This is a genomic window from Marinovum sedimenti, assembly GCF_054052205.1.
The window spans coordinates 1,730,918-1,755,564 of the sequence record NZ_CM133223.1 but is presented as its reverse complement, the minus strand read 5'-3'; the positions used below and the strand labels follow the sequence as shown (position 1 = coordinate 1,755,564).

The 24,647-nt window shown below is 59.7% G+C and carries 33 protein-coding genes; 25 read left to right on the top strand and 8 right to left on the bottom strand.

Annotated features, from left to right (window positions below):
* Positions 1 to 25: 25 nt before the first annotated feature.
* Complete coding sequence (rpoC, locus tag ACW9UO_RS08500; RefSeq protein WP_457088532.1) at positions 26 to 4,264, top strand: DNA-directed RNA polymerase subunit beta'; 4,239 nt, start codon at positions 26 to 28, stop codon at positions 4,262 to 4,264.
* A gap of 128 nt (positions 4,265 to 4,392) precedes the next feature.
* Positions 4,393 to 4,554, top strand: a complete 162-nt coding sequence (locus tag ACW9UO_RS08495) for a hypothetical protein (RefSeq protein ID WP_457088531.1) — start codon at positions 4,393 to 4,395, stop codon at positions 4,552 to 4,554.
* A 271-nt stretch (positions 4,555 to 4,825) separates the two neighbouring features.
* Here ACW9UO_RS08495 and ACW9UO_RS08490 read toward each other — a convergent pair whose 3' ends face one another.
* The 3 genes from ACW9UO_RS08490 to ubiA form a co-directional block, all read right to left on the bottom strand.
* The gene (locus ACW9UO_RS08490) at positions 4,826 to 5,158 is read right to left on the bottom strand and encodes a hypothetical protein (protein WP_457088530.1); all 333 of its coding nucleotides are present in this window, start codon (positions 5,156 to 5,158) and stop codon (positions 4,826 to 4,828) included.
* Positions 5,155 to 7,053: an OmpA family protein gene (locus ACW9UO_RS08485; RefSeq protein ID WP_457088529.1), complete on the bottom strand. Its 1,899-nt coding sequence runs from the start codon at positions 7,051 to 7,053 to the stop codon at positions 5,155 to 5,157. Before ACW9UO_RS08485 ends, ACW9UO_RS08490 begins: the two co-directional genes overlap by 4 nt.
* 61 nt (positions 7,054 to 7,114) lie before the next feature.
* A complete protein-coding gene (gene ubiA / locus ACW9UO_RS08480) occupies positions 7,115 to 8,080 on the bottom strand; it encodes a 4-hydroxybenzoate octaprenyltransferase (RefSeq protein ID WP_457088528.1) in 966 nt (321 codons plus the stop codon).
* A 12-nt stretch (positions 8,081 to 8,092) separates the two neighbouring features.
* Between ubiA and ACW9UO_RS08475 the strand changes: the two genes are divergently transcribed.
* From ACW9UO_RS08475 to ACW9UO_RS08465, 3 genes are read left to right on the top strand one after another with little or no spacing between them, the layout of a single operon-like run.
* Positions 8,093 to 8,839 (top strand): 16S rRNA (uracil(1498)-N(3))-methyltransferase, encoded by a 747-nt coding sequence (locus tag ACW9UO_RS08475; RefSeq protein WP_457088527.1) that lies wholly within the window; start codon positions 8,093 to 8,095, stop codon positions 8,837 to 8,839.
* Positions 8,836 to 9,357, top strand: a complete 522-nt coding sequence (locus tag ACW9UO_RS08470; RefSeq protein ID WP_457088526.1) for a hypothetical protein — start codon at positions 8,836 to 8,838, stop codon at positions 9,355 to 9,357. The genes ACW9UO_RS08475 and ACW9UO_RS08470 overlap by 4 nt, the downstream gene beginning before the upstream one ends.
* A gap of 60 nt (positions 9,358 to 9,417) precedes the next feature.
* Entirely contained in the window at positions 9,418 to 10,788 is a 1,371-nt protein-coding gene (locus ACW9UO_RS08465) for a glutamate--cysteine ligase (protein WP_457088525.1), read from the top strand.
* A 127-nt stretch (positions 10,789 to 10,915) separates the two neighbouring features.
* Here the strand turns inward: ACW9UO_RS08465 and ACW9UO_RS08460 are convergent, their stop codons facing one another.
* The 5 genes from ACW9UO_RS08460 to ACW9UO_RS08440 form a co-directional block, all read right to left on the bottom strand.
* Complete coding sequence (locus ACW9UO_RS08460) at positions 10,916 to 11,956, bottom strand: threonine aldolase family protein (RefSeq protein WP_457088524.1); 1,041 nt, start codon at positions 11,954 to 11,956, stop codon at positions 10,916 to 10,918.
* Positions 11,956 to 12,426 carry a YcgN family cysteine cluster protein gene (locus tag ACW9UO_RS08455; protein WP_457088523.1) on the bottom strand — a complete coding sequence of 157 codons (471 nt, stop codon included), beginning with the start codon at positions 12,424 to 12,426 and terminating at the stop codon, positions 11,956 to 11,958. The genes ACW9UO_RS08460 and ACW9UO_RS08455 overlap by 1 nt, the downstream gene beginning before the upstream one ends.
* On the bottom strand, positions 12,423 to 13,349 hold the full coding sequence (locus tag ACW9UO_RS08450; protein ID WP_457088522.1) for a bifunctional riboflavin kinase/FAD synthetase: 927 nt from the start codon (positions 13,347 to 13,349) through the stop codon (positions 12,423 to 12,425). The genes ACW9UO_RS08455 and ACW9UO_RS08450 overlap by 4 nt, the downstream gene beginning before the upstream one ends.
* Positions 13,350 to 13,430: 81 nt before the next feature.
* Entirely contained in the window at positions 13,431 to 13,613 is a 183-nt protein-coding gene (locus ACW9UO_RS08445) for a hypothetical protein (RefSeq protein ID WP_457088521.1), read from the bottom strand.
* 76 nt (positions 13,614 to 13,689) lie between these two features.
* The gene (locus tag ACW9UO_RS08440) at positions 13,690 to 14,310 is read right to left on the bottom strand and encodes a 2OG-Fe(II) oxygenase family protein (RefSeq protein WP_457088520.1); all 621 of its coding nucleotides are present in this window, start codon (positions 14,308 to 14,310) and stop codon (positions 13,690 to 13,692) included.
* Between the two features lie 142 nt (positions 14,311 to 14,452).
* On the opposite strand from ACW9UO_RS08440, the gene ACW9UO_RS08435 reads away from it, so the two are divergent.
* The 20 genes from ACW9UO_RS08435 (at position 14,453) to rpsK (ending at position 24,553) form a co-directional block, all read left to right on the top strand.
* A complete protein-coding gene (locus ACW9UO_RS08435) occupies positions 14,453 to 14,638 on the top strand; it encodes a hypothetical protein (RefSeq protein WP_457088519.1) in 186 nt (61 codons plus the stop codon).
* Between the two features lie 31 nt (positions 14,639 to 14,669).
* Positions 14,670 to 15,011, top strand: coding sequence for a type II toxin-antitoxin system death-on-curing family toxin (locus ACW9UO_RS08430; RefSeq protein ID WP_457088518.1), 342 nt, complete (start codon positions 14,670 to 14,672; stop codon positions 15,009 to 15,011).
* Positions 15,012 to 15,165: 154 nt separating this feature from the next.
* Positions 15,166 to 15,366 (top strand): 50S ribosomal protein L29, encoded by a 201-nt coding sequence (rpmC, locus tag ACW9UO_RS08425; RefSeq protein ID WP_457088517.1) that lies wholly within the window; start codon positions 15,166 to 15,168, stop codon positions 15,364 to 15,366.
* Between the two features lie 12 nt (positions 15,367 to 15,378).
* On the top strand, positions 15,379 to 15,609 hold the full coding sequence (gene rpsQ / locus ACW9UO_RS08420) for a 30S ribosomal protein S17 (RefSeq protein WP_457088516.1): 231 nt from the start codon (positions 15,379 to 15,381) through the stop codon (positions 15,607 to 15,609).
* A gap of 75 nt (positions 15,610 to 15,684) precedes the next feature.
* On the top strand, positions 15,685 to 16,053 hold the full coding sequence (gene rplN, locus ACW9UO_RS08415; RefSeq protein WP_035248467.1) for a 50S ribosomal protein L14: 369 nt from the start codon (positions 15,685 to 15,687) through the stop codon (positions 16,051 to 16,053).
* Positions 16,053 to 16,364, top strand: a complete 312-nt coding sequence (gene rplX, locus ACW9UO_RS08410) for a 50S ribosomal protein L24 (RefSeq protein ID WP_457088515.1) — start codon at positions 16,053 to 16,055, stop codon at positions 16,362 to 16,364. The genes rplN and rplX overlap by 1 nt, the downstream gene beginning before the upstream one ends.
* Entirely contained in the window at positions 16,357 to 16,920 is a 564-nt protein-coding gene (rplE, locus tag ACW9UO_RS08405; RefSeq protein WP_457088514.1) for a 50S ribosomal protein L5, read from the top strand. The genes rplX and rplE overlap by 8 nt, the downstream gene beginning before the upstream one ends.
* Before the next feature lie 21 nt (positions 16,921 to 16,941).
* Complete coding sequence (rpsN, locus tag ACW9UO_RS08400) at positions 16,942 to 17,247, top strand: 30S ribosomal protein S14 (protein WP_457088513.1); 306 nt, start codon at positions 16,942 to 16,944, stop codon at positions 17,245 to 17,247.
* Positions 17,248 to 17,261: 14 nt separating this feature from the next.
* The gene (rpsH, locus tag ACW9UO_RS08395) at positions 17,262 to 17,654 is read left to right on the top strand and encodes a 30S ribosomal protein S8 (protein WP_457088512.1); all 393 of its coding nucleotides are present in this window, start codon (positions 17,262 to 17,264) and stop codon (positions 17,652 to 17,654) included.
* A 13-nt stretch (positions 17,655 to 17,667) separates the two neighbouring features.
* Positions 17,668 to 18,201, top strand: coding sequence for a 50S ribosomal protein L6 (rplF, locus tag ACW9UO_RS08390; protein WP_457088511.1), 534 nt, complete (start codon positions 17,668 to 17,670; stop codon positions 18,199 to 18,201).
* A gap of 11 nt (positions 18,202 to 18,212) precedes the next feature.
* Positions 18,213 to 18,572, top strand: coding sequence for a 50S ribosomal protein L18 (gene rplR, locus ACW9UO_RS08385; protein WP_457088510.1), 360 nt, complete (start codon positions 18,213 to 18,215; stop codon positions 18,570 to 18,572).
* Between the two features lie 110 nt (positions 18,573 to 18,682).
* Positions 18,683 to 19,261 carry a 30S ribosomal protein S5 gene (gene rpsE, locus ACW9UO_RS08380; RefSeq protein WP_457088509.1) on the top strand — a complete coding sequence of 193 codons (579 nt, stop codon included), beginning with the start codon at positions 18,683 to 18,685 and terminating at the stop codon, positions 19,259 to 19,261.
* Positions 19,262 to 19,266: 5 nt separating this feature from the next.
* Complete coding sequence (rpmD, locus tag ACW9UO_RS08375) at positions 19,267 to 19,455, top strand: 50S ribosomal protein L30 (protein ID WP_457088508.1); 189 nt, start codon at positions 19,267 to 19,269, stop codon at positions 19,453 to 19,455.
* 361 nt (positions 19,456 to 19,816) lie between these two features.
* Positions 19,817 to 20,035, top strand: a complete 219-nt coding sequence (locus tag ACW9UO_RS08370) for a DUF1127 domain-containing protein (RefSeq protein ID WP_457088507.1) — start codon at positions 19,817 to 19,819, stop codon at positions 20,033 to 20,035.
* A 131-nt stretch (positions 20,036 to 20,166) separates the two neighbouring features.
* Positions 20,167 to 20,385, top strand: a complete 219-nt coding sequence (locus ACW9UO_RS08365) for a DUF1127 domain-containing protein (protein WP_457088506.1) — start codon at positions 20,167 to 20,169, stop codon at positions 20,383 to 20,385.
* Between the two features lie 479 nt (positions 20,386 to 20,864).
* On the top strand, positions 20,865 to 21,335 hold the full coding sequence (rplO, locus tag ACW9UO_RS08360) for a 50S ribosomal protein L15 (protein ID WP_457088505.1): 471 nt from the start codon (positions 20,865 to 20,867) through the stop codon (positions 21,333 to 21,335).
* 109 nt (positions 21,336 to 21,444) lie between these two features.
* Positions 21,445 to 22,812 (top strand): preprotein translocase subunit SecY, encoded by a 1,368-nt coding sequence (gene secY / locus ACW9UO_RS08355; protein ID WP_457088504.1) that lies wholly within the window; start codon positions 21,445 to 21,447, stop codon positions 22,810 to 22,812.
* A gap of 6 nt (positions 22,813 to 22,818) precedes the next feature.
* Positions 22,819 to 23,460: an adenylate kinase gene (locus ACW9UO_RS08350; protein WP_457088503.1), complete on the top strand. Its 642-nt coding sequence runs from the start codon at positions 22,819 to 22,821 to the stop codon at positions 23,458 to 23,460.
* Positions 23,461 to 23,776: 316 nt separating this feature from the next.
* Positions 23,777 to 24,145, top strand: coding sequence for a 30S ribosomal protein S13 (rpsM, locus tag ACW9UO_RS08345; protein ID WP_457088502.1), 369 nt, complete (start codon positions 23,777 to 23,779; stop codon positions 24,143 to 24,145).
* 15 nt (positions 24,146 to 24,160) lie between these two features.
* Entirely contained in the window at positions 24,161 to 24,553 is a 393-nt protein-coding gene (gene rpsK / locus ACW9UO_RS08340) for a 30S ribosomal protein S11 (protein ID WP_457088501.1), read from the top strand.
* Positions 24,554 to 24,647: the final 94 nt, after the last annotated feature.

Sequence of the window (24,647 nt, the reverse complement as noted above, 5' to 3'; positions counted from 1 at the left end):
AGCCGCCAGCCTCTAAGGATAGATTATGAACCAGGAACTGACCAACAACCCGTTCAACCCCGTCGCTCCGGTCAAGACCTTCGACGAGATCAAAGTCTCGCTCGCGTCGCCGGAACGCATCCTCTCTTGGTCTTATGGCGAGATCAAGAAGCCGGAAACCATCAACTACCGTACGTTCAAGCCCGAGCGTGACGGCCTGTTCTGCGCGCGTATCTTTGGCCCGATCAAAGATTATGAATGCCTCTGCGGCAAATACAAGCGGATGAAGTATCGCGGCGTTGTCTGCGAGAAATGCGGTGTGGAAGTCACGCTGCAAAAGGTCCGCCGCGAACGTATGGGCCACATCGAACTGGCCGCGCCCTGCGCCCACATCTGGTTCCTCAAGTCGCTGCCCTCGCGCATCGGCCTGATGCTGGACATGACCCTGCGTGATCTGGAACGGGTGCTCTATTTCGAGAACTACGTTGTGATCGAGCCGGGCCTGACCGACCTCACCTACGGTCAGATGATGACCGAAGAAGAGTTCATGGACGCGCAAGATGCCTTTGGCATGGACGCTTTCACCGCCAACATCGGCGCTGAAGCGATCCGCGAAATGCTGGCGGCGATTGATCTTGAATCCGAAGCGGAAACTCTGCGTGCCGACCTCAAAGAGGCGACAGGCGAGCTGAAGCCCAAGAAGATCATCAAACGTCTTAAAGTCGTGGAATCCTTCCTCGAATCCGGCAACCGCCCCGAGTGGATGGTGATGACGGTGATCCCGGTGATCCCGCCAGAACTGCGCCCGCTGGTGCCGCTGGATGGGGGCCGTTTCGCGACCTCCGACCTCAACGACCTGTATCGCCGCGTTATCAACCGGAACAACCGTCTCAAGCGGCTGATCGAGCTGCGTGCGCCCGACATCATCGTGCGTAACGAAAAGCGGATGTTGCAGGAATCGGTTGACGCTCTGTTTGACAACGGCCGCCGTGGCCGCGTGATCACCGGTGCCAACAAGCGCCCGCTGAAATCGCTGTCTGACATGCTGAAAGGCAAGCAAGGTCGCTTCCGTCAAAACCTTTTGGGCAAACGCGTCGACTTCTCCGGCCGTTCGGTCATTGTGACCGGCCCGGAACTGAAGCTGCACCAGTGTGGTCTGCCCAAGAAGATGGCGCTCGAGCTGTTCAAGCCGTTCATCTATTCGCGGCTCGAGGCCAAGGGTCTCTCCAGCACCGTCAAACAGGCGAAAAAGCTGGTGGAAAAAGAGCGCCCCGAAGTTTGGGACATCCTTGACGAGGTGATCCGCGAGCACCCGGTTCTCTTGAACCGCGCGCCGACGCTTCACCGTCTGGGCATCCAGGCGTTCGAACCCACGCTGATCGAAGGCAAGGCAATCCAGCTGCACCCGCTGGTCTGTTCCGCCTTCAACGCTGACTTTGACGGCGACCAAATGGCCGTGCACGTCCCGCTGTCGCTTGAAGCCCAGCTGGAAGCGCGCGTGTTGATGATGTCGACGAACAACGTTCTGTCGCCCGCCAACGGCGCACCGATCATCGTTCCTTCGCAGGATATGATTCTCGGCATCTATTATGTCACCATTGAACGTGAGGGCATGAAAGGCGAAGGCATGGCCTTCTCGTCGATCGAAGAAGTCGAGCACGCGCTTGGTGCCGGTGCCGTGCACCTGCACACCAAGATCACCGCGCGGGTCAAGCAGATCGACGAAAACGGTCTTGAAGTGATGAAGCGTTATGAAACGACACCGGGCCGTCTGCGCCTCGGTTCGCTTCTGCCGCTCAACGCCAAGGCGCCGTTTGACCTCGTCAACAACCTGCTGCGTAAGAAAGACGTGCAGAAGGTCATTGACACCGTTTACCGGTATTGCGGCCAGAAAGAGTCTGTCATTTTCTGCGATCAGATCATGAGCATGGGCTTCAAAGAGGCGTTCAAGGCCGGCATTTCGTTTGGTAAGGATGACATGGTCATTCCTGAAACCAAATGGCCGATCGTCGAAGAGACCCGCGATCAGGTGAAGGATTTCGAACAACAGTACATGGACGGCCTGATCACTCAGGGTGAAAAGTACAACAAAGTTGTCGATGCCTGGTCGAAGTGTAACGACAAGGTCACTGACGCGATGATGGCGACCATTTCGGCCGAACACCGCGCCGAAGACGGCTCGGTCATGGAGCCGAACTCGGTCTACATGATGGCGCACTCCGGTGCGCGTGGCTCGGTCACACAGATGAAGCAGCTGGGCGGGATGCGCGGCCTGATGGCGAAGCCGAATGGCGACATCATCGAAACGCCGATCATCTCGAACTTCAAGGAAGGTCTGACCGTTCTTGAATACTTCAACTCGACTCACGGCGCGCGGAAAGGTCTGTCCGATACCGCTCTGAAAACGGCGAACTCGGGTTACCTTACCCGTCGTCTGGTGGACGTGGCGCAGGATTGTATCGTGCGTCTCAAAGACTGCGGCACCGACCGTGCGATCACCGCCGAAGCGGCTGTGAACGACGGCGAGATCGTGTCTTCGCTGGGCGAGCGTATCCTTGGCCGGGTTTCGGCGGATGACGTGCTTAAGCCGGGCACCGAAGATGTGATCTGCAAGGCGGGCACTTTGATCGATGAACGCATGGCGGACACGATCGAAGACTCCGGCGTGGCCAAGATGCGTATCCGTAGCCCGCTGACATGTGAGGCCGATGAAGGCGTCTGTGCAAACTGCTACGGTCGTGACCTTGCACGCGGTACAATGGTGAACTCTGGCGAAGCCGTGGGCATTATTGCGGCGCAGTCGATTGGTGAACCCGGTACACAGCTGACAATGCGGACGTTCCACATTGGCGGCGTTGCTCAGGGTGGCCAGCAGTCGTTCCAAGAAGCGGGCACCGAAGGTGTGATCGCATTCGAGGGCGTGAGTACGCTGGAAAATGCCGTTGGCGAAACGCTGGTCATGGGTCGGAACATGAAGCTGCTCATCAATGATGAGCATGGCGTCGAGCGCGCCAGCTTCAAACTGGGCTACGGCACCAAGCTGTTCGTTAAAGAAGGCGACAAGATTGGCCGGGGTGACAAACTCTATGAGTGGGATCCCTACACACTGCCGATCATCGCTGAAAAAGACGGTATGGCCCGTCACGTCGACCTTGTGAACGGCGTTGCCGTGCGTGAGGAGACCGATGACGCGACCGGTATGACCCAGAAGATCGTGACCGACTGGCGTGCTGCGCCGAAAGGCAACGAGCTGAAGCCGGAGATCATCCTGATCGACGCCGATGGCGAACCGCTGCGCAACGACGCAGGCAACCCGATCACCTATCCGATGTCGGTTGATGCGGTTCTTTCGGTCGAAGATGGCGATAACGTGAAAGCGGGTGACGTTGTGGCGCGTATTCCGCGCGAAGGTGCGAAGACGAAGGACATTACCGGTGGTCTGCCGCGTGTGGCCGAACTCTTCGAAGCACGTCGTCCAAAAGATCACGCGATCATCGCGGAAATCGATGGCTATGTGCGCTTTGGCAAAGACTACAAAAACAAGCGTCGCATCTCGATTGCTCCGGCGGACGAGAGCCGGGAACCGGTTGAATACATGGTGCCGAAGGGTAAGCACATTCCTGTTCAGGAAGGTGACTTCATCCAGAAGGGCGACTACATCATGGACGGCAACCCGGCGCCGCATGACATCCTCGCCATCATGGGGATCGAGGCACTGGCCAACTACATGATCGACGAAGTTCAGGACGTCTATCGTCTGCAAGGTGTGAAGATCAACGACAAGCATGTCGAAGTGATCGTGCGCCAGATGCTGCAGAAGTGGGAAATCCAGGATTCGGGCGACACCACGCTGCTCAAAGGCGAACACGTGGACAAGGCCGAGTTTGACGCGGCGAACGAAAAAGCGCTGTCGAAAGGCGGACGTGAGGCGACAGGCGAGCCGATCCTTCTTGGGATCACCAAAGCGTCGCTTCAGACCCGGTCGTTCATCTCGGCGGCGTCGTTCCAGGAAACCACCCGCGTTCTCACCGAGGCTTCGGTGCAGGGCAAGAAAGACAAGCTGGTGGGCCTGAAAGAGAACGTCATTGTGGGTCGTCTGATCCCGGCGGGCACAGGTGGGGCAACCCAACAGATGCGCCGTGTGGCTCAGGACCGTGACAACGTGGTGATCGAAGCGCGCCGGGAAGAAGCGGAAGCTGCGGCAGCACTGGCGGCACCGACCGACGATTTCATCGGTGGTGATGCGTTCAGCCAGCCAATCGTGGAAGAAGAGAGCCGCGACTAAGATACACACCCGAAACGGTGTTATGCCCCGTCCGCTGCAAAGCGGGCGGGGTATTTCGTTGGTGGGCAGGGGGATATGCGGCCAAGGCCAGCGATTGAACTTATGCTTCTGGCCACAGGTGCTCAGTCGTGTGCACGACTCTGGCGCAACGCCGTCGGATCGCTAAGCTCCAGACACCGGCCTTCGGCACGTGGTGGGAAAAGGTTGAGCGCGACGTCGAGCAACTGGAACTCGCGCTCGGGGATATGCTGGTTGCGGTGACCGTGATGGAATCCGCCAAGCTGGCCTAGACGCTTACGGCCAGACGCCAGCAACGCCGCGTCAAAACACGGCGTTGCGATGAGACATTTTGGGAGTTTTTACGCGCCATCCCGATCCATCAATGGATCGGTACCGATCTGTCGACAGATCGGGGGCCGTGCGGTCGAATGGTGTTTTTCTGGGCTTCCGGCGCAAGCGTGCGGATCACCCGCTCATATCAACTGTGTCCGGCGTCTCAGAGGCAAACCGATCCATCGATGGATCGGTACCGATCTGTTGACAGATCGGGGTTTGCGGAGTCTAGCCGGCGTTGTGCTGGAGGCGTTCGGCGTAGGCGCGCAGTTCTTCGGCCTCTTGGCGCGCATCACGCAGGCCTTCCATCGCGGCGGTCAATTCGGCTTCGGTTTGCGCCAACTGGTTGGTCAGCTCGGCTTCGCGTTGCTGAAGGTAGGTGATCGCCTGATCGCGGGTTTCTTCGGCCTCGTGCAGCTCTTGGCTCATCCGCTCAAGTTCGCCCACGTCGGATTTCGACACAGCGGTAAAGCGGTTCAAAAGCCAATTGGCAAACCAGCCAAGGCAAAAGGCGACAAACAGAATGATCGCGGTCGCGATGACAAACTCGGTCCGGTTCATTCGCCTGTTTCTCCCGTGGTTGAAGCGCCGTCTTCTTCCACGGTTTCTGTGCTGCTTTCAAGCGTTGTTTCGTCTTCGGCGCTGGTCTCTGTCGCGATCAAACGGAATTCGATCCGCCGATTGGCATCGCGCCCGGCTTCGCTTTCGTTGCTTTCGATCGGCTGCGCTTCGCCATAGCCCTTGGCCCGAATCGTTGATGTCGGCACGCGGCGGTTGCGCAATTCGGTCAGGATCGCTTCGGCGCGGGTCTGGCTGAGATCGAGGTTCATGCTCTCGCGGCCCTGGCTGTCGGTGTGGCCCGCGATCTCAAGGTTGATCGCCCCGCACCCGGTAAGCACCTCGGCGATGTCGTCCATGATGTCCTTGCCGGTGGCGTCAAGCGCATCTGAGCCGGGTTCGAAATTCAGCTTGCGGTCGCCCAGAACGGTCTGGATGCGGCTGAGGCATTCCTGTGGTGTGGGCAGCGCGGCATTGGGGTCAAGCGCTTCGACATAGGCGACGTCGATGGTGTATTCGGCCCCTTCGCCCAGCTTTTCCGACAGCAGCCCCGCGATGGTGGCACTGGCCGCCGGGTCGCCGGTTCTGCCGGTGATCTGCATGTCGTCGGGCGTAACGGTCACGGCGCCGTTGGTCAAGTTCGACAGCGCCTCGATGGCCGCCAGCACGCGCACCGGCCAACCGCCGGGCAGGGTCTCATCAATCCGGGCCGTATTGCGCACTGCGACGCTGGCAAAGGCGGCCTTGGCATAGCTTTCTGCCGTCAGTCGCGCCACTTCGCTCGACACGCGGCCGCGCAGTTGCACCTGGCCTTCGGGGCTGAGTGTGATGACAAATTCCGGCGGTCCGTCGCTGCCAACCTCGGGGGTTTCCGGCAGAACGGCGGTCAAATCAAATGCCGGCGGCAAGCCGTTTTCCAACTCGCCAATGGTGAGGTCGAACAGGTCCTGATCGGTGCCTTCCAGCGCCACGAGCGAAATCTCGGCGTCGGCCATCGTCACGCTACCGCCGCCGAGTTTGGCGAGCGCCTCAAGCGACTCGACCGCAGCCTCGTGCCAACGGGTGGACGGCACGCCCAGCCCGATGCGGCACTCTGCCCCCTCGGTCAGGCCATAGCCCGCCGCGGCGGCGAGAATCTTGCCGCGCGCCTCTTCGGTGTCGGCCGAGCAGGCGTCGAAGCTGCCTTCGCCGTTCTCCAAAACATAGCGCAGGGTGAACGGCGTGATCACCGGGCGCGGCGCGGACAAAACCAGCTCGACGTCAAGGTTCGCAGGCTTTGCCTTGAGAAGGGCCGCTTCGGTCTTGGCCAGCTCGTCGGCGCTGTCGGTCATCGCCGTGACCTCGACCCGCGACGCCTCGACCGAGATCTTGGAGCGCGGCAGCCGGGCCAGCGCCTCCATCGCAAACCGCGTTGCGTTGTCCCAGCCTTCGGGCACGGCATGCTCGGCGGTTTCCATCAAGTCCGCGACGTTGTGTTCGCCCACAAGCTTGCCCATGCGGGTGACCATGTCCTTGTGCTTGGCGCCCTTGGGCACCAGACCGATCAAGGAGACACCCGCATCGTTGCGCAGGATTTCAATCGAAAAGTGGGGCGGGGCAAGGTCTTGGGTGTCTTCGACATCCATCTGGTCGATCACCCGCGCGGCATCCACAACCTGGCCCGCGTTTGACAGCGCGCGAAACCGGTCGGCCTCATTCGGCGCGGTGCCGAACAAAAACACCTGAAGCCCGGTGGCGTCGACCGAGGCCCAGGTCAGCCCGGCGGTTTGGAGCTGTTCGGTGACAGCTTCTTCCGAAGCGTCCTCGACCAGCGAAACGGAAAATCCCGCTGCAATTGTGGCGATGACCGCAGCGATTGCAAACGAGGACGCGGGGAGCACATAGGTCGACAGACGCATCAGGCGGGTCCGAATTGTGAACAGGTAGATCCGGGATACGCCGCCCGCCGCCCGGTTTCAATCATACTGCCATTGCAATGGCGAAAAACAGCACAGGCAGCAGGCCAGCGTTGCGATTGGACCGGAATAGCATCAAAAGCCGGTCCATATCCTCCATTTGCAGCATGCGCATCTGCCAGACCATATGCCAGCCCATCGCCCAAGGCCCCGCAAGCGCAATCACCAAGGTCAGGATCTGGCCCGAGGGGGCCGCGAGGAGAATCGCCAAGCCCATGAGGCCGACGCAGGTCACAAGGAAGCGCAGCAGCCATTTGGGGGTATCGGTGCCAAACAGCCGCGCGGTGGATTTCACCCCGATCAGCGCATCATCCTCTTTGTCCTGATGGGCATAGATCGTGTCATAAAACAGCGTCCAGGCGATCCCGGCGAGGTAAAGCGCCACGGCAGGCCATTCCAGCCGCCCGGTGTGCGCTGTCCAGGCCAAAAGCGCGCCCCAGTTGAAGGCGAGGCCAAGGAAGACTTGCGGCCACCAGGTGAAGCGCTTGGCAAACGGATACACAGCCACCGGCAAAAGTGACACGATTCCAAGGGCGATGGCGGCCGTATTGAATGTGAGTAGAATCGTGAAGGCAATCAGCGCCTGCGCCGCCATCCAAGCCACAGCGCCTTTGACGCTGACCTGACCCGAGGGAATCGGGCGGCTGGCGGTGCGGGCCACCGATCCGTCGATGTGCCGGTCGGTGATGTCGTTCCAGGTACATCCCGCGCCGCGCATCAGCAAGGCACCGAACCCACAGCCCACAAATATCCACAGGTCATGCCAGCCTGCTTGTCCATCTCGAACCATCGCCAGCAACAATCCCCACCAGCACGGCAACAGCAACAGCCAGGTGCCAATCGGCCGGTCCGCTCGGCTTAGCCGCAGGTAGGGGCGGGTGGGGGCAGGGGCGAGCCGGTCGACCCAATTGCCGCGAACCGCGTCAGAAACCTGTCCGTCTGCCTCTGGTGTCGGGCGTTGCTCTGGCATATCTGTCTTCTCATGAGTGGCACAGTCAGGCTGTATGTAGATCACCCGTTGGGGGAGGGGCAAACCATTCCTCTGGCGCGCGAACAGGCACATTACCTCTTTGGGGTGATGCGGTTGGGCATGGGCACGGTGTTGGATGTGTTCAACGGCACCGATGGCGCATGGCACGCCGAAGTGGTGCAGGCGGGCAAACGTGGCGGCATTCTGCTGTGCCGCACCCAGAGCAAACCGCAGGAAATGCCGCCCGATTTGTGGCTGGTCTTTGCGCCGGTCAAGAAGGCGCGCACCGATTTCATCGTCGAAAAGGCGGTGGAAATGGGCGTGCAGCGCATTCTGCCGGTGCAAAGCGATTTCACCAATTCCGAGCGGATCCGCGCCGATAAACAGCGCGCGCATGCGATTGAGGCCGCCGAGCAATGCGGCGGGACATTTGTGCCCGAGGTGGCGGAGTTGCAGAAACTGTCGCGGCTGTTGGACAGTTGGCCGGCGGAGCGCCGATTGATGTTCTGTGACGAGGCGCAGGTCGGGGGCGCGTCGGCGCTTGCAGATCTGCTTGCGCGGCGCGATGGCGACAGTGGGGTTGGCCCTTGGGCGATTCTGATCGGCCCCGAAGGCGGGTTCTCCGAGGCCGAGCGGGCACGCCTTCACAACGCAGAGTTCACCGTGCCAGTGGCGCTTGGCCCCCGCATCTTGCGCGCCGAAACGGCGGCGGTGGCGGCGCTGACCCTGTGGCAGACCACTTTGGGCGACTGGCAATGAGCTTTTTCCGCCCCGAGGCGCAGGCCGCGCTCTGGCGTTGGCGCGAAGTTCTGGCCGGGGGGCTGCTGCTGGTGGTCGGTCTCTGGTGGGGCTTTGGCGCGCGCGGCTGGATGATCAACGGCGTGGGCTATGGCCTGTGTCTGATGGCGTTGGCGCTTCTGGTGCTGGGCCTGCAACGGGCGCGGTTTCGCGCCGGGAGTGACGGGCCGGGGGTGGTGCAGGTGGTCGAGGGCCGGGTGGCCTATTTCGGTCCGCTCACCGGCGGCGCGGTTGATATGGCCGATCTGTCCCGGCTTAGCCTTGATCGGCGATTGCACCCGGCGCATTGGGTTTTGGTGCAGCCGGGCATCGATCCGCTGCATATCCCAGTGACGGCCAAGGGGGCCGACATCCTGTTTGATGCCTTTGCCACACTGCCCGGTTTGCGCACCGAATTCATGCTGCGCGAGCTGGCGCGCGAGACCTCAAACGAAAGCGTGATCTGGCTGCGCGACAAAACCGTCCCGGCCTTGCATTGACAGGCGCGGCGTTTCCGCCCATCCCTTTCCCCGAACATAGACCCAGATCGGAGCAGCCTCATGTCCATTCCCCAATCCGGCGGCAGCCCGATCGAGCATCACGATCAGCTCGCTGAATACCTCTCATCTGGTTGTAAACCCAAGCAAGATTGGCGCATTGGCACCGAACATGAGAAGTTCGGCTATTGCAAGGACTCGCTGAAACCGCTTCCCTTTGAGGGCGAACGCTCAATCGAGGCGGTGCTTGAGGGGCTGCGCGACCGGCACGAATGGGCTGAGGTGCGCGAAGGCGGCAAGCTGATCGGGCTGGAAAAAGACGGCGCGAATGTGAGCCTTGAGCCGGGTGGCGCGCTGGAGCTTTCGGGCGCGCCGATGGAGACCATCCACCAGACCTGTGACGAGGTGAACCAGCACCTGCGCGAAGTGAAGGACATCGCCGACGAGATCGGTGTGGGCTTTATCGGCCTCGGAGCCGCGCCGATCTGGGATCACGACGAGATGCCGTTGATGCCAAAGGGCCGCTACAAGCTGATGGACGCCTATATGGGCAAGGTCGGCACGATGGGCCGGTCGATGATGCGCCGGACCTGTACCGTGCAGGTGAACCTCGATTTCGGGTCCGAGGCGGACATGGTGCAAAAGATGCGGGTGGCGATTGCCTTGCAGCCGGTTGCGACCGCGCTGTTTGCCAATTCGCCGTTCTTTGAGGGCAAGAAAAACGGCCATAAATCATGGCGTTCGCGAATCTGGCGCGATCTGGACAATGCCCGCACCGGGATGGTGCCGTTTGTGTTTGAAGAGGGCTTTGGGTTTGAGCGTTGGGTGCAATATGCGCTCGATACGCCGATGTATTTTGTCTATCGCGACGGGCAGTATATTGATGCATTGGGCCAGTCGTTCCGCGATTTCCTCAAGGGCGAACTGCCTGCCTTGCCCGGCGAAACGCCGTTGATGAGCGATTGGGCCGACCATCTGACGACGCTGTTTCCCGAGGCGCGGGTGAAGAAATTCATCGAAATGCGCGGCGCTGATGGTGGCCCGTGGCGCAGGCTTTGTGCGTTGCCGGCGTTCTGGGTTGGGCTGACCTATGATCAGGGCGCTTTGGATGCGGCTTGGGATCTGGTCAAGGGCTGGGACGCCGAGACCCGTGAAGGTTTGCGGGTGGCGGCATCGGTTGATGGGCTTCAGGCGCAGGTCGGGGGCGTGAACATGCACGACCTCGCGCGCGAGGTGCTGGCGATTTCCGAGGCTGGTTTGGTGGCGCGTGCCCGCCCCGGATCAGGCGGTTTGGTGCCCGATGAGACGCATTTCCTCAACGCGCTGCGTGAGAGCGTCGACAGCGGCAAAGTGCCTGCGGATGAGTTACTCGAGCAATACGATGGCGAGTGGGGCGGTGATCTGACCAAGATTTTCGCGGCGCATTCGTACTAGAAGCCGACCTTCTCAGAGGTGAACGGCCCGGAGACAAGGCCTTAGGCCGCCGGGCCAGCGCCGACCCGCCCCCGGGGCGGCGCTTTGGCTTCTGTTAGGAAATCATTGAGGGGGTCGGCGCTGGCCCTTAGTTTGGCAGCAGGTCTAGGAAGGCGTCGATCTGGGCCTCATCCAGCGACCAGTCACAGACCATGCGCGCCAAAACCGGCGCGTCGTCGGGGCCGTCGAGGCTTCCATTTACGAAGTACTTCGCGCCCGCGTCGAGCAGCTTGCGATGCACCCCGCGGGGCAGGGTGCAGAAGATCATGTTGGCCTGCGGCTCATAGGCAAATTCCGCCTGCGAACAGGTCTGCAAACCCTTGGCCAGCCGTGCGGTATTGGCGTTGGCCTGCGATGCCATTTCCAGCCAGAGCCCACCCTCGAGATAGGCCAGCATCTGCGCCGCAAGGTAGCGATGTTTGGAGAACAGATGCGCGCCGCGCTTGCGCCGCAGCTCGAATTCGCGGGCTTTGGCGGGGTCGAACAGCACCACCGCTTCGACGGCCATCAACCCGTTCTTGGTGCCGCCAAAGCTGAGCGCATCGACGCCCAATTGCCATGACATCTCGGCCGGGGAACAGCCCAAGGCGGCAACGGCATTGGCAAATCGCGCGCCATCAAGATGCACCGGGCTGTTGTGACGGTGGGCGGTTTCGCAGAGCGCCCGCAGCTCGGCCAGCGTATAAAGCCGCCCGTTTTCGGTGACTTGCGTCAGTGTGACCGGCCCACATTGCGCCGTGTGGACGCTGCCGGTGTCGTGCTGGGCCAGCGCGGCTTCCAGCGCCTCGGGGGTCATCTTGTCTGCTTCGCCCACCAGCGTCAGCTTGGCACCACCGGCAAAGAACTCCGGCGCGTTGCATTCGTCATTTTGCACATGCGCGTCGGGGGTGCAGAAAATCGTGTCCCAGGGGTTGGACAGGCAGGCCAGCGCGAGGGCATTTGCAGCGGTGCCATTGGCCACGAGGTAAACCGCCGCCTCGGGCGCATCGAGCACTTTGCGCAGCTTGTCTTGCGCCAAAGCGGTCAGGTCATCGGCACCGTAAGAGGCGACGTGGCCGGTGTTGGCCTGCGCCAAGGCCGCCATGACGCGCGGATGCACCGGGCCGGTGTTGTCAGAGGCGAAATACATCAGACCGGCTCGTCGATGATGTGGTCTTCCCAATCGTCTTCGTCGATCTCGAATTCGGGCACGGTTGCGCCCTGCATCGACACGCCCGCCGCGTGCACGCTGTCGGGGGTGCCGGTCAGCAGCGGGTGCCATTCGGGCAGCGGTTTGCCCTGCCACAGCAGCCGATAGGCGCAGGTGCGCGGCATCCAATAGGCGTGATCGTCGATGTTTTCCGGTGTCATTACAATGCATTCCGGCACGAACTGGTGGCGGATTTCATATTGCGCACAGCGGCAGGTGCTGTCGTCAAACAACCGGCAAGCGACGTTGGTCAGTTCGACCTGACCGGTGTCCTCGTCCTCAAGCTTGTTGAGGCAGCACTTGCCGCAGCCGTCACAGAGCGCTTCCCATTCCTTGGGCGACAGCTTTTTCAGCGGCTTCTTTTCCCAGAAACGCGGGGCCAGGTCGGCGCGGTCGATTGGATCGCTCATAGCGCCCCCAGAATTTTGCGGGCCTCTTGGCAATCGGCGTCCATCTGCGCGATGAAGGCCTCGAGGCTGTCAAAGGTGGCTTCGGGGCGCAGGTAGTCGACCAGCCCGACCGAGAGATGCGCGCCGTACAGATCGCCCGAGAAGTCGAACAGGAAGGTTTCGAGGTTTGGCACCTCGCCGCCGTATTGGGGCCGCACGCCAAGCGAGGCGGCACCGTGGTAGCTGCCTTTATGCGGCCCGCCTTGCACGTCGACCAGCACCGCATAGACGCCGAAGGCGGGCAGGTGCAGGCCGGCGAGGTTCATGTTTGCAGTCGGAAAGCCAAGCGTGCGGCCGCGTTGCTCGCCGCCCACAACCGGGCCGGCGATCCGGTGCCAATGGCCCAGCATCTCGGCGGCCAACTCGGGTTTGCCGTCGGTAAGGGCCTGCCGGATGGCAGTCGACGAGACCTGCGCCGTGCCCTTTTGCAACAGCGGGGCGATGGTGACGTCAAAGCCCATCTTGGCGCCAAAGTGCTCTAGATCGGCGGCGGTTCCGGCGCGGGCTTTGCCGAAACAGAAATCAGCGCCCACCACGACATGCGACAGGCCCAGCCCGTCGCGAATGACTTTGGCGCAGAAATCCTCGGGCGAGAGACCGGCGAGGGCGTGGTTGAAATTCAGCTCATACAGCACGTCAACGCCAAGCTTTTCCAGCCGCAAGGCGCGCGCTTCGGGCGACATCAGCCGGAAGGGCGGTGCCTCGGGGGCAAAGAATTCCCGCGGGTGCGGCTCGAACGTAAGAATGCCCAGCGGCGCGTCGGCGCGGCGGGCAAGATCGATCACCGAGTGATGGCCTTTGTGGACGCCATCGAAATTGCCGATGGCGACCGAGGCCCCCCGATCCCGGGGCTCAATGAACTGATAATCGCGAATAATGCGCATGGCACGAGGGGTATCCCCGCGCTTACCCGCTGGCAAGAGGGCGCGTGCCCTCACATCGCACAAGTCGCTGTGTCAGCGCGGCTATTTCTGGCGTGGGCCGCGCATCCGGTGGATCGTGTCGCGCACACGCGCCCAATCCGCCGCTTCGTCGGTCTTGCCGACCGCTTCGCATTCGCGCATCTTTTCCGATGCTTCAAGCACCGCCTTGGGGCCGTGAGCGGCCATAAGCCGGCTGGCATAGTCACTGGTTTGGATGGCATCCATCTGGTGTTTCCTCGCTTTGATGGTCGGACTCACTTGGGAGGCCGACCATAGCACAATGCGCGCAAAAAGCGAGTGGTCAGCCCCAGCCGTAGTTAAAGCTGACGCTGATGCGGTGATCCTCGGCGGTGTTCATCGGGACCTCGTGGCGCAGCCAGCTTTCCCACAGGAGCACGTCACCCACCTTGGGCGACTCGTATATAAAGGTGCGCAGATCCTCGCGCGCGCCTTTGCGCCGAGTGGGGGCGGCCATCATCCGGGCCGAGCGCGGATCTTCGAGCTTCAGCGCCGAGGCCCCCTCGGGCATCGAGACATAGGTGGTGCCGCTGATGACGCTATGGGGGTGCAGGTGTGAGGAGTGAAAGCCGCCTTCGGGCAGGATGTTGATCCAGATGTCCTCAAGCTTCAGCGGGCGGTCGTCGAGATCGAACTCCAGATCCTCGGCAAAGGCGGCGACATGTTTGTCGAGCGTCTTGACCAGATCGGCAAAGATCGGAAAGCGCCAGGGCAGGTCGCTCAGCGAGGCATAAGAGGTGTAACCGGGATAGTCGTTCTCTTCGCACCAGTCCTGACCGGCCTCGTCATCTTCGGCGATGGTCAGGCAAGACACCTCCATCTCTTTGGCGTCGATGGCAGGGGCGTGCTCGGACAGAGGAGCACGGTACAGGCGGGTCACGAAGAGGGAGCGGATATTGGGCATTGATACTCCGGTTTAAGTGCGACCCGAAATTGATCGCGCGAGAGAAGTTCGTCGTTGTTGTTTCCAACATTGACTTGTTGAAAACAACCCTGTCCGCCATGATATAACCTGCTAACCAATAGTTTTCCGCAAAGGTTCTGATGTGGCTGAACAAGTTGAAAAGAGTGAGGCGAACGGTGGATGGGTTCGTCGTAGCGCGAAAACCGGCCAGTTTGTTTCGGTCGAAACCGTCAAAGGGACTTCGAAGAAGAGCCCAAAAACTGATGCGACGGTCAAGGAGGTTTCATCTCGGCGCCAGGCCGCGCTGAAACGGTTGGCTGATCGCTAGTCGACATTACCGAATTACGCTTGCAGATGCAGTGCTGGCGCATGACGAGGCGCTCACATATGGCGGGCGTCCGGGTATCTCCAGCTTGCATCTGATCGAATCTGCTATCGGGCGACCGTTTTCGGGCTACTATCGTTCACTGCCTGAAAAATGTGCGGCTCTACTCCATGGATTGGTCAACAACCACGGCTTTGTCGATGGCAACAAAAGAACGGCTTGGATTTTAGTAGAAGTCCTTATTGAACGAAGCGGGTATAGTTTGACTATAGCGGATGACGAGCCGATTGATGATCTTGTGGTCAGCGTTGCGACTTCTGAAGTCGACGTAGCTGGTTTGCGAGAATGGTTCGGTCAACGACTTGTGCGACGCTGAGCCGTAGGGCCGGACTGGGGTTAGCGTCCGGGGAAAGTACCGCTTGCCATTCTCACACATCCCGCCTATAGGCACCGTTCATCCATGCACTCCAGCGGAATCAGGGTGACCCTCGCGGGGGCCCTCCGTTGATGTTGAGAAAAGGAAAAAGGCGATGAACGCCAAGGAACTGCGTGACAAGACGCCGGATCAACTTCGTGAAGATCTGGCAAACCTGAAAAAAGAAGCATTCAACCTGCGTTTCCAGGCCGCGACCGGCTCGATGGAAAACACCGCACGTATGCGCACCGTCAAACGCGACGTGGCCCGTGTGAAAACAGTGTTGAATGAAAAAGCCGCTTCGGCCGCTGAATAAGGAGCCAGAGACATGCCCAAACGTATCCTTTCCGGCACCGTGACCAGCGACGCCAACGAACAAACCATTACCGTGTCGGTTGAACGCCGCTTCAAGCACCCGGTTCTGAAGAAAACCATCCGTAAGTCCAAAAAGTACCGGGCTCACGATGAAAAGAACGCCTTCAAGGTTGGCGACGCAGTCCGTATCATCGAATGCGCGCCGAAATCGAAGACGAAACGCTGGGAGGTTCTGGAGGCGTAAGCCCCCAAGCCTTTTAGTTAGATCGAAACCCTGGGGAACAGGCAATAACGCCCCCCAAAGGTCAGGAGAAACCCTATGATCCAGATGCAGACCAATCTGGATGTCGCTGACAACTCCGGCGCTCGCCGGGTGCAGTGCATCAAGGTTCTGGGTGGTTCCAAGCGTAAATACGCATCCGTAGGCGACGTTATCGTTGTCTCGGTTAAGGAAGCCATCCCGCGTGGTCGCGTTAAGAAAGGTGACGTCCGTAAGGCCGTCGTCGTGCGCACCGCCAAAGAAGTCCGTCGTGAAGATGGCACAGCGATCCGTTTTGATCGCAACGCAGCCGTTATCCTGAACAACGCTGGCGAACCCGTCGGCACCCGTATCTTCGGACCGGTTGTTCGTGAGCTGCGCGCCAAGAACTTCATGAAGATCATCTCGCTTGCGCCGGAGGTGCTGTAATGGCTGCTAAACTCCGTAAAGGTGACAAAGTCGTTCTGCTGGCTGGCAAGGACAAGGGCAAAGAGGGCACCATTTCCTCGATCGACCCGAAATCCGGCAAAGCCATCGTGGACGGTGTGAACATCTCCATCCGCGCAACCCGTCAGACCCAGACTTCCCAAGGTGGCCGCGTCCCGAAAGCGATGCCGATCCAACTGTCGAACCTGGCTCTGATTGATGCAAATGGCAAAGCAACCCGCGTTGGCTTCCGTATGGAAGGCGACAAGAAGGTTCGTTTCGCCAAGACCACGGGGGACGTGATCGATGCTTGATTCCGCAACCTACACCCCGCGTCTGCGTTCGCTTTATGACGACACGATCCGTGCCGCTCTTAAAGAAGAGTTCAGCTACAAGAACGACATGCAGATCCCGCGTCTGGATAAAATCGTTCTGAACATCGGCTGTGGCCGTGCCGCCGTGCGTGACAGCAAGAAAGCCAAGTCGGCGCAAGCCGATCTGACTGTGATTGCCGGTCAACACGCGGTGACAACCATCGCCAAAAACTCGATCGCTGGTTTCCGTGTTCGTGAAGGCATGCCGATGGGGGCGAAAGTCACCCTGCGCGGCGCCCGCATGTACGATTTCCTTGATCGTCTGATCACTGTGGCAATGCCCCGTATCCGCGACTTCCGCGGCATTTCGGCAAAGTCGTTCGATGGCCGTGGCAACTATGCCCTGGGCATCAAGGAACACATCGTGTTCCCCGAGATCGACTTCGACAAGGTGGACGAGCCCTGGGGCTTGGACATCGTGATCGCGACAACCGCAAAGACCGACGACGAAGCACAGGCGCTGTTGAAAGCTTTCAACATGCCTTTCACGTCGTAATCGCGGGAAGAGGATTAAGACATGGCTAAAAAAGCAATGATCGAACGCGAGAAGAAGCGTCAACGGCTGGTGGCTAAGTATGCCGACCGTCGCGCGGAACTCAAAGAAATCGCAAACGACGAATCCAAGCCGATGGAAGAGCGCTTCAAAGCGCGTCTGAAACTGGCGAAACTGCCGCGCAACTCGTCGGCAACACGTTTGCACAACCGCTGCCAACTGACCGGTCGTCCGCACGCGTACTACCGCAAGTTGCGCATCAGCCGTATCGCGCTGCGTGAACTGGGCTCCAAAGGCCTGCTTCCCGGCGTCGTGAAATCGAGCTGGTAAGGGAGGGTATATAGATGAACGATCCTATCGGCGATATGCTCACCCGTATCCGGAACGCACAGATGCGCGGCAAGTCGACTGTGTCGACACCGGGCTCGAAACTGCGTGTTTGGGTGCTCGATGTGCTCGCGGACGAAGGCTATATCCGCGGCTACGAGAAAACCACCGACGAGCGCGGCCATGCTGCGATCGAAATCAGCCTGAAGTACTACGACGGTACCCCCGTCATCCGCGAATTGAAGCGGGTGAGCAAGCCGGGCCGTCGTGTGTATCTGAGCGTGAACGAAATCCCCACCGTCCGTCAGGGCCTGGGTGTATCCATCGTTTCCACGTCCAAAGGCGTCATGTCCGATGCAAATGCACGCACTGCCAATGTTGGCGGCGAAGTGCTTTGCACCGTATTCTAAGGAGGGCTGCGTAATGTCTCGTATCGGCAAACAGCCTGTGACCCTTCCTGACGGCGTTACTGCAACGCTTTCCGGCCAGACCATCGAGGTCAAAGGTCCGAAAGGCACGCAGAGCTTTACTGCAACGGACGACGTCACACTGACCATCGAAGATGGCAGCGTTTCGGTCGCTCCGCGTGGTAAATCCAAACGCGCGCGTCAGCAGTGGGGCATGAGCCGCACCGTCGTGGCCAACTTGGTCACCGGCGTCAGCGGCAGCTTCAAGAAAGAGCTGGAAATCCAGGGCGTCGGTTACCGGGCGCAGCTTCAGGGCAATGTCCTGAAACTGAACCTCGGCCTGTCGCACGACGTCGATTTCCAGATTCCGGAAGGTATTACTCTGACCGTTCCCAAACCGACCGAAATCATTGTCGAAGGCAATGACATTCAACAGGTCGGCCAGGTTGCGGCCAACATCCGTGATTGGCGCAAGCCCGAGCCCTATAAAGGCAAAGGCATCCGCTACAAGGGTGAGTATATCTTCCAGAAGGAAGGCAAGAAGAAGTAAGGACGCGGATAATGGCAAACAGCAAAAGACAACTGTTCCTCAAACGCCGCCTGCGCGTCCGGAACAAACTTCGCAAGATGAACCGCGGGCGCGTGCGCCTTTCGGTGCATCGCTCGAACAAGAACATCTCGGTCCAGCTGATCGACGACGTGCAGGGCAAAACCCTCGCGGCGGCGTCCAGCCTCGAAAAGGATCTGGGTATCGTGGGCAAGAACAACGTGGAAGCCGCAACCAAAGTGGGGACTGCTATTGCAGAACGCGCCAAGGCTGCCGGTGTCGAAGAATGCTACTTCGACCGCGGTGGGTTCCTCTTTCATGGTGGTATCAAGGCCCTGGCCGATGCTGCGCGTGAAGGTGGCCTGAAGTTCTAAGTGCAGGGGCACTGTGGTGCCCCTCGATAATCGGGGGCCTCGGAGAAATCCGGGGCCACTTCGGTTGAAAAGACCCGGCGCGAAATGCGCCAGACATAAGGAATTGCCATATGGCAGAACGTGAAAACAGAGGCCGGGGCCGTCGCGACCGCGATGAGACACCGGAATTCGCAGACCGTCTGGTCGCGATCAACCGGGTTTCCAAGACCGTAAAAGGTGGTAAGCGCTTTGGCTTCGCCGCACTTGTGGTTGTTGGCGATCAAAAAGGCCGCGTTGGTTTCGGCAAAGGTAAAGCGAAAGAGGTCCCTGAGGCCATTCGTAAAGCCACCGAGCAGGCCAAGCGCCAGATGATCCGCGTGCCGCTGCGCGAAGGCCGCACACTGCACCACGACATCGAAGGCCGTCACGGCGCCGGTAAGGTGGTCATGCGCACAGCTCCGCAAGGTACTGGTATCATCGCCGGTGGTCCGATGCGTGCTGTGTTTGAAATGCTGGGTATCCAGGACGTGGTCGCCAAATCGACCGGTTCGCAGAACCCTTACAACATGATCCGTGCCACTCTGAACGGTCTGACCCGCGAATCCAGCCCCCGTATGGTGGCCCAGCGTCGCGGCAAGAAAGTTGCAGACATCCTGCCCAAGCGTGATGACGCGGCGCAGGAATCGACACAAGTCGCTGAGGAGGCCTGAAGCACATGGCAAAGACCATCGTTGTGAAACAAATCGGTTCGCCGATCCGCCGCCCCGAAGTCCAGCGCCAGACGCTGATCGGTCTCGGTCTGAACAAGATGCACAAAACCCGCGAGCTTGAGGATACCCCCTCGGTGCGCGGCATGATCAACAAGATCTCGCATCTGGTGGAAATCGTCGAAGAGCGCGGCTAAGCCCCTTTTCCGACCGATCCAAACCAAATTAAACGCCTCCCGGAGTGATCCGGGGGGCGTTTTTTGTGTCTCAAACGCCCGTTACGTCAGGTCACGATTGCGTGGTTCGATCCCCAAATCCCTTTGGGTGAGATCGGCTTTGATAAGATATGTAGTGAAATCAGTGAGATAGGTGCTGCTTCCGGTTAGCGCAGGCGGTTTCAATTTCAACCCATGCTGCGTTGCAGCAAATGCATAGCGGCTCGGCGAAAGTGTTAATTGTTAGCGCCAACCATTGGGCCTATCTCCTGTGTCACGGAGGACGTGAACTGAAACAGACTTCGGGGAATAAGCCCCGATACCTTCGAAAAGGACGAACACAATGGCACAAGCACTGTCGAATACTTCCACCGGTTTCAACCCGGCATCCAGCCTCCAGTCGCTGGTAACGGCTCTTAAAACTGCACGCGCCCGTCGGGCGATCTATGCGCAGACATTCAGCGAGCTGGCAAACCTCACCGATCGCGATCTCGCGGACATCGGTGTCAATCGCAGCGAAATCCGCTCGATTGCAAAGAAGCACGCCGCAAGCGCGCTGTAATCAGAATTCAAACGTGAGTGGCGGAGAAACCGCCCCGACCTTCGGCAAAGCCCGATACTCCACGTCATCAAACAAGGCGCCATAGGCGCGTCCGGACCACGGGTTCGGAATATCGATCAAGGAACATGAAAATGGCATACGCACAAACCGACGCTCGCTACGACGACAACTTCTCGTTCGCGGCAAAAGTTTACAACTTCTTCAACGAAGTTCAGGCCTTTGCAGCCAAGCGCAAAGTCTATAGCGCGACGTACAATGAACTCGCACGTCTTGATGACCGCGAACTGGCCGACATCGGTGTTGGCCGCAGCGACATCGCAGACATCGCACGCGACCACGCGGGCCTGTAAGCCCACACAAAACTGGCCATCCCTGGCCGGACAAGGAAAGGCGCGCCAGACACGGCGCGCCTTTTTGCATTTCCTGACAGGGCAGGGCGGGTGTTTTCACAAACTGCATGCATTTTGTGCATTGCAGGCATTCTGAAACGGCGTTGGTTGTTTCGCGGGGCCGGGTGTAGGCCGTCAACAACACTGAATCATTCGGAAAATACCATGACCTTCCTAAAATCCCTCGTCTCCCGTATCGCCACCACATTGCGCACCGAACCGGTGCCGTGCTGGACAGATTACCTGCGCCAGACCTCGCGCAAGGCCTAAGCCCGGCGCATCGCGGCGGGAATTCCCCGCCCAACACGCGGCACCACTTGCGCGAGGGCGCGCGCGTCGCTATACGCCCCCGGTGGCCCTGTGGGCTGCGACTCACACAATCAAGAAACGCCGTGGTCTGCCATCTCGCTTCGGGGCAGCATCCGGCAAGGAGAAGCGATATGAAACTTCATGAACTGCGCGATAACGATGGCGCAACCAAACGCAAAAAACGCGTTGGCCGTGGTCCGGGTTCGGGCATGGGTAAAACCGCCGGTCGTGGTATCAAAGGTCAGAAATCCCGTTCGGGTGTGGCGATCAAAGGCTACGAAGGCGGCCAGATGCCGATCTACCAACGTCTGCCCAAGCGCGGCTTTAACAAGCCGAACCGCAAGCAGTACGCTGTGATCAACCTCGGCCTGATCCAGAAATTCATCGAAGCTGGTAAGCTCGACGCAGCCAACATCAACGAAGATACCCTCGTGGCTTCGGGCGTTCTGCGCCGCAAGCTTGACGGTGTGCGCGTTCTGGCGAAGGGTGAACTGACCTCGAAAGCGACCATCTCGGTCACCGGCGCATCCAAGTCGGCAATCGAAGCGGTTGAGAAGGCCGGCGGCTCACTGACGGTCACGGCAGCGCAAGCCGCCGAATAAGCGGGTTGTGAGTGGCGCGCTTGCCACTTACATAGCTTACAGTTTTCCAAACGCCGCCCGCCGGAAAACGGCATTGGGCGGCGTTTTCATAGAGCGAGATTAACGAGCCATGGTATCAGCAGTAGAGCAGATGGCGGCCAACACCAGCTGGGCAGCGCTCGGCAAGGCCACCGACCTGCGCAACCGCATTCTCTTCACCCTCGGTCTTCTGATCGTCTACCGCCTTGGCACTTTCATTCCCGTCCCGGGAATCGACGGTGCGGCGCTTCGTGACTTCATGGAGCAAGCCGGGCAGGGGATCGGCGGCATGGTGTCGATGTTCACCGGTGGCGCGTTGGGGCGGATGGGCATCTTTGCTCTCGGTATCATGCCGTATATTTCGGCCTCGATCATCGTTCAGCTGCTGTCTTCGATGGTTCCCGCGTTGGAGCAGTTGAAGAAAGAAGGCGAGCAGGGCCGCAAGAAAATCAACCAGTGGACCCGCTACGGCACGGTCGTTCTGGCGACGTTCCAGGCCTATGGCCTGTCGGTCGGGCTTTATGCCAACGATTTTGTCGCGGCTGACATTGATCAATCGTTCTTTATCGCCTCCTGCGTGATCACGCTGGTGGGTGGCACCATGTTCCTGATGTGGCTGGGTGAGCAGATCACTGCACGCGGCATCGGCAACGGTATCTCGCTTATCATCTTTGTCGGCATCATTGCCGAAGTCCCCGCCGCCTTGGCGCAGTTCTTTGCCTCGGGCCGCTCGGGCGCGATCAGCCCGGCTGTTATTGTCGGTGTGATGCTGATGGTGGTGCTGGTGATCATGTTCGTGGTCTTTATGGAGCGCTCGCTTCGCAAGATCACCATTCAGTATCCCCGCCGTCAGCAAGGCATGAAGATTTCCGAAGCCCAGCAGTCGCACCTGCCGGTCAAGGTGAACCCGGCGGGCGTGATCCCGGCGATCTTTGCCTCGTCGCTTCTGCTTTTGCCGACGACTATCGCGACCTTCAGCGGCAATCAGACCAGCCCGATCATGTCGACGATCCTTGCCTACTTTGGCCCCGGTCAGCCGCTGTATCTGCTGTTCTTCGCGCTGATGATCGTGTTCTTTGCCTATTTCTACACCTTCAACGTGTCGTTCAAACCCGATGATGTGGCCGACAACCTGAAGAACCAGAACGGCTTTGTGCCGGGCATCCGTCCGGGCAAGAAAACCGCGGAATACCTCGAATATGTGGTGAACCGGATCCTGGTGCTTGGCTCGGCCTACCTTGCGGCGGTGTGTCTTCTGCCAGAAATCCTGCGCGGTCAGTTTGCCATTCCGTTCTACTTCGGCGGCACCTCGGTTCTGATTGTTGTGTCGGTGACGATGGACACGATCCAGCAGGCCCAGAGCCATCTTCTGGCCCACCAATACGAAGGTCTGATTCAGAAATCGCAGCTTCGCGGTAAAGGTAAGTCGCGTAAGAAACGCAGCCCCGTTCGGAGATAACCTCACATGAATATCATTCTTCTCGGGCCCCCGGGGGCAGGTAAAGGCACGCAGGCACGTATGTTGGTTGAGGATCACGAGATGATCCAACTGTCGACCGGCGACATGCTGCGCGAGGCCAAAGACAGCGGCACCGACATGGGCAAGCGCGTTGCGGGCGTTATGGCGCGCGGCGAGTTGGTCACCGATGAGATCGTGATTGGGCTGATCGAAGAAAAGCTGTCGACCTCGGCCAACCGTGGTTTCATCTTTGACGGTTTTCCCCGGACTTTGGCGCAGGCCGATGCTTTGGATGCGCTGCTGGCCAAGCATGGCAAATCGCTGAGTGCAGTGATTGAAATGCGGGTGGATGATGAGGCGCTGGTGGCGCGGATCACCGCGCGTTCGACCTGTGGTGATTGCGGCGAAGTCTATAACGACCAGACCAAGCCCTGGCCGGAAGATGGCAAATGCGCCAATTGCGGCAGCACCGATCAGAAGCGCCGTGCAGACGACAACGAAGACAGCCTGCGCACCCGGTTGATGGCCTATTACAAACAGACCTCGCCGCTGATCGGGTATTACTATGCCAAGGGCAAACTGCGCCCGGTTGATGGCATGGGCAAACCTGCCGAAGTGCGCCACGAGTTGGATATTCAACTCGGGTGAGATTTGGGGCAAGCCGGGCTTAGGCCCGGCCTGCGCCTTAAGGATGATACATCGGCCTGGGCGGCGGCTTGCGCATTGAACGGCGCGAATTGGCTGGGGCAGGGCGAAAGCAAGCGGTTTGGCAAAAATCTCTTGACAGGGGGTTGACCCTAATCGCGCTGGCTCATAGTTAGCCCTATCTCGCCGTTGGCGAGCGATTCCCGAGAGGGAACAAACATCTCGAAATCAGCTGCGGCCCGGGTGCTTACTGCCTCGGGCTTACGTTGTGAAAAAAGGTTCTGGAGCTACGGAACCGCAACACAAAGGAAAGTGACACTTGGCACGTATCGCCGGCGTTAACATCCCGACCCATAAACGGGTCCCGATTGCCCTGACTTACATCACCGGAATTGGCCACACCTCGGCCAAACAAATCTGTGAAGCCGTGAACATCGACGCATCGCGTCGCGTGAACGAGCTCTCCGACGCCGAAGTTCTGGCCGTGCGCGAGCACATCGACGCCAACTTCACCGTCGAAGGCGACCTGCGTCGTGAGACACAGATGAACATCAAGCGTCTGATGGACCTTGGCTGCTACCGTGGCCTGCGTCACCGCCGCAACCTTCCTGTTCGCGGTCAGCGGACACACACCAATGCGCGCACGCGCAAAGGCCCGGCGAAAGCTATCGCTGGCAAGAAGAAGTAAGGGAGGCCTGATCGAATGGCACGTGATACTCGTCGCGCAACGAAGAAGAAGGTTTCCAAGAACATCGCAACTGGCGTTGCGCATGTGAACTCTTCTTTCAACAACACCAAGATCCTGATTTCTGACGTGCAGGGCAATGCGATCGCATGGTCGTCCGCTGGCACCATGGGCTTCAAAGGTTCGCGGAAATCCACACCCTATGCCGCTCAGATGGCTGCGGAAGACGCAGGCAAAAAGGCACAGGACCACGGCATGAAGACGCTGGAAGTCGAAGTTCAAGGCCCCGGTTCGGGTCGTGAATCCGCGCTCCGCGCTTTGGCCGCGATCGGCTTCAACATCACCTCGATCCGTGATGTGACCCCGATGGCGCACAACGGCTGCCGCCCGCCGAAGCGCCGCCGCGTCTAATCCACATTACTGGTTTGGGGCCCTGCATTTTTGCACGGCCCCATTCCGTCATTATTAACCTCGGGCGCTTTTGCCTTTGGACATCGGGTAAAAG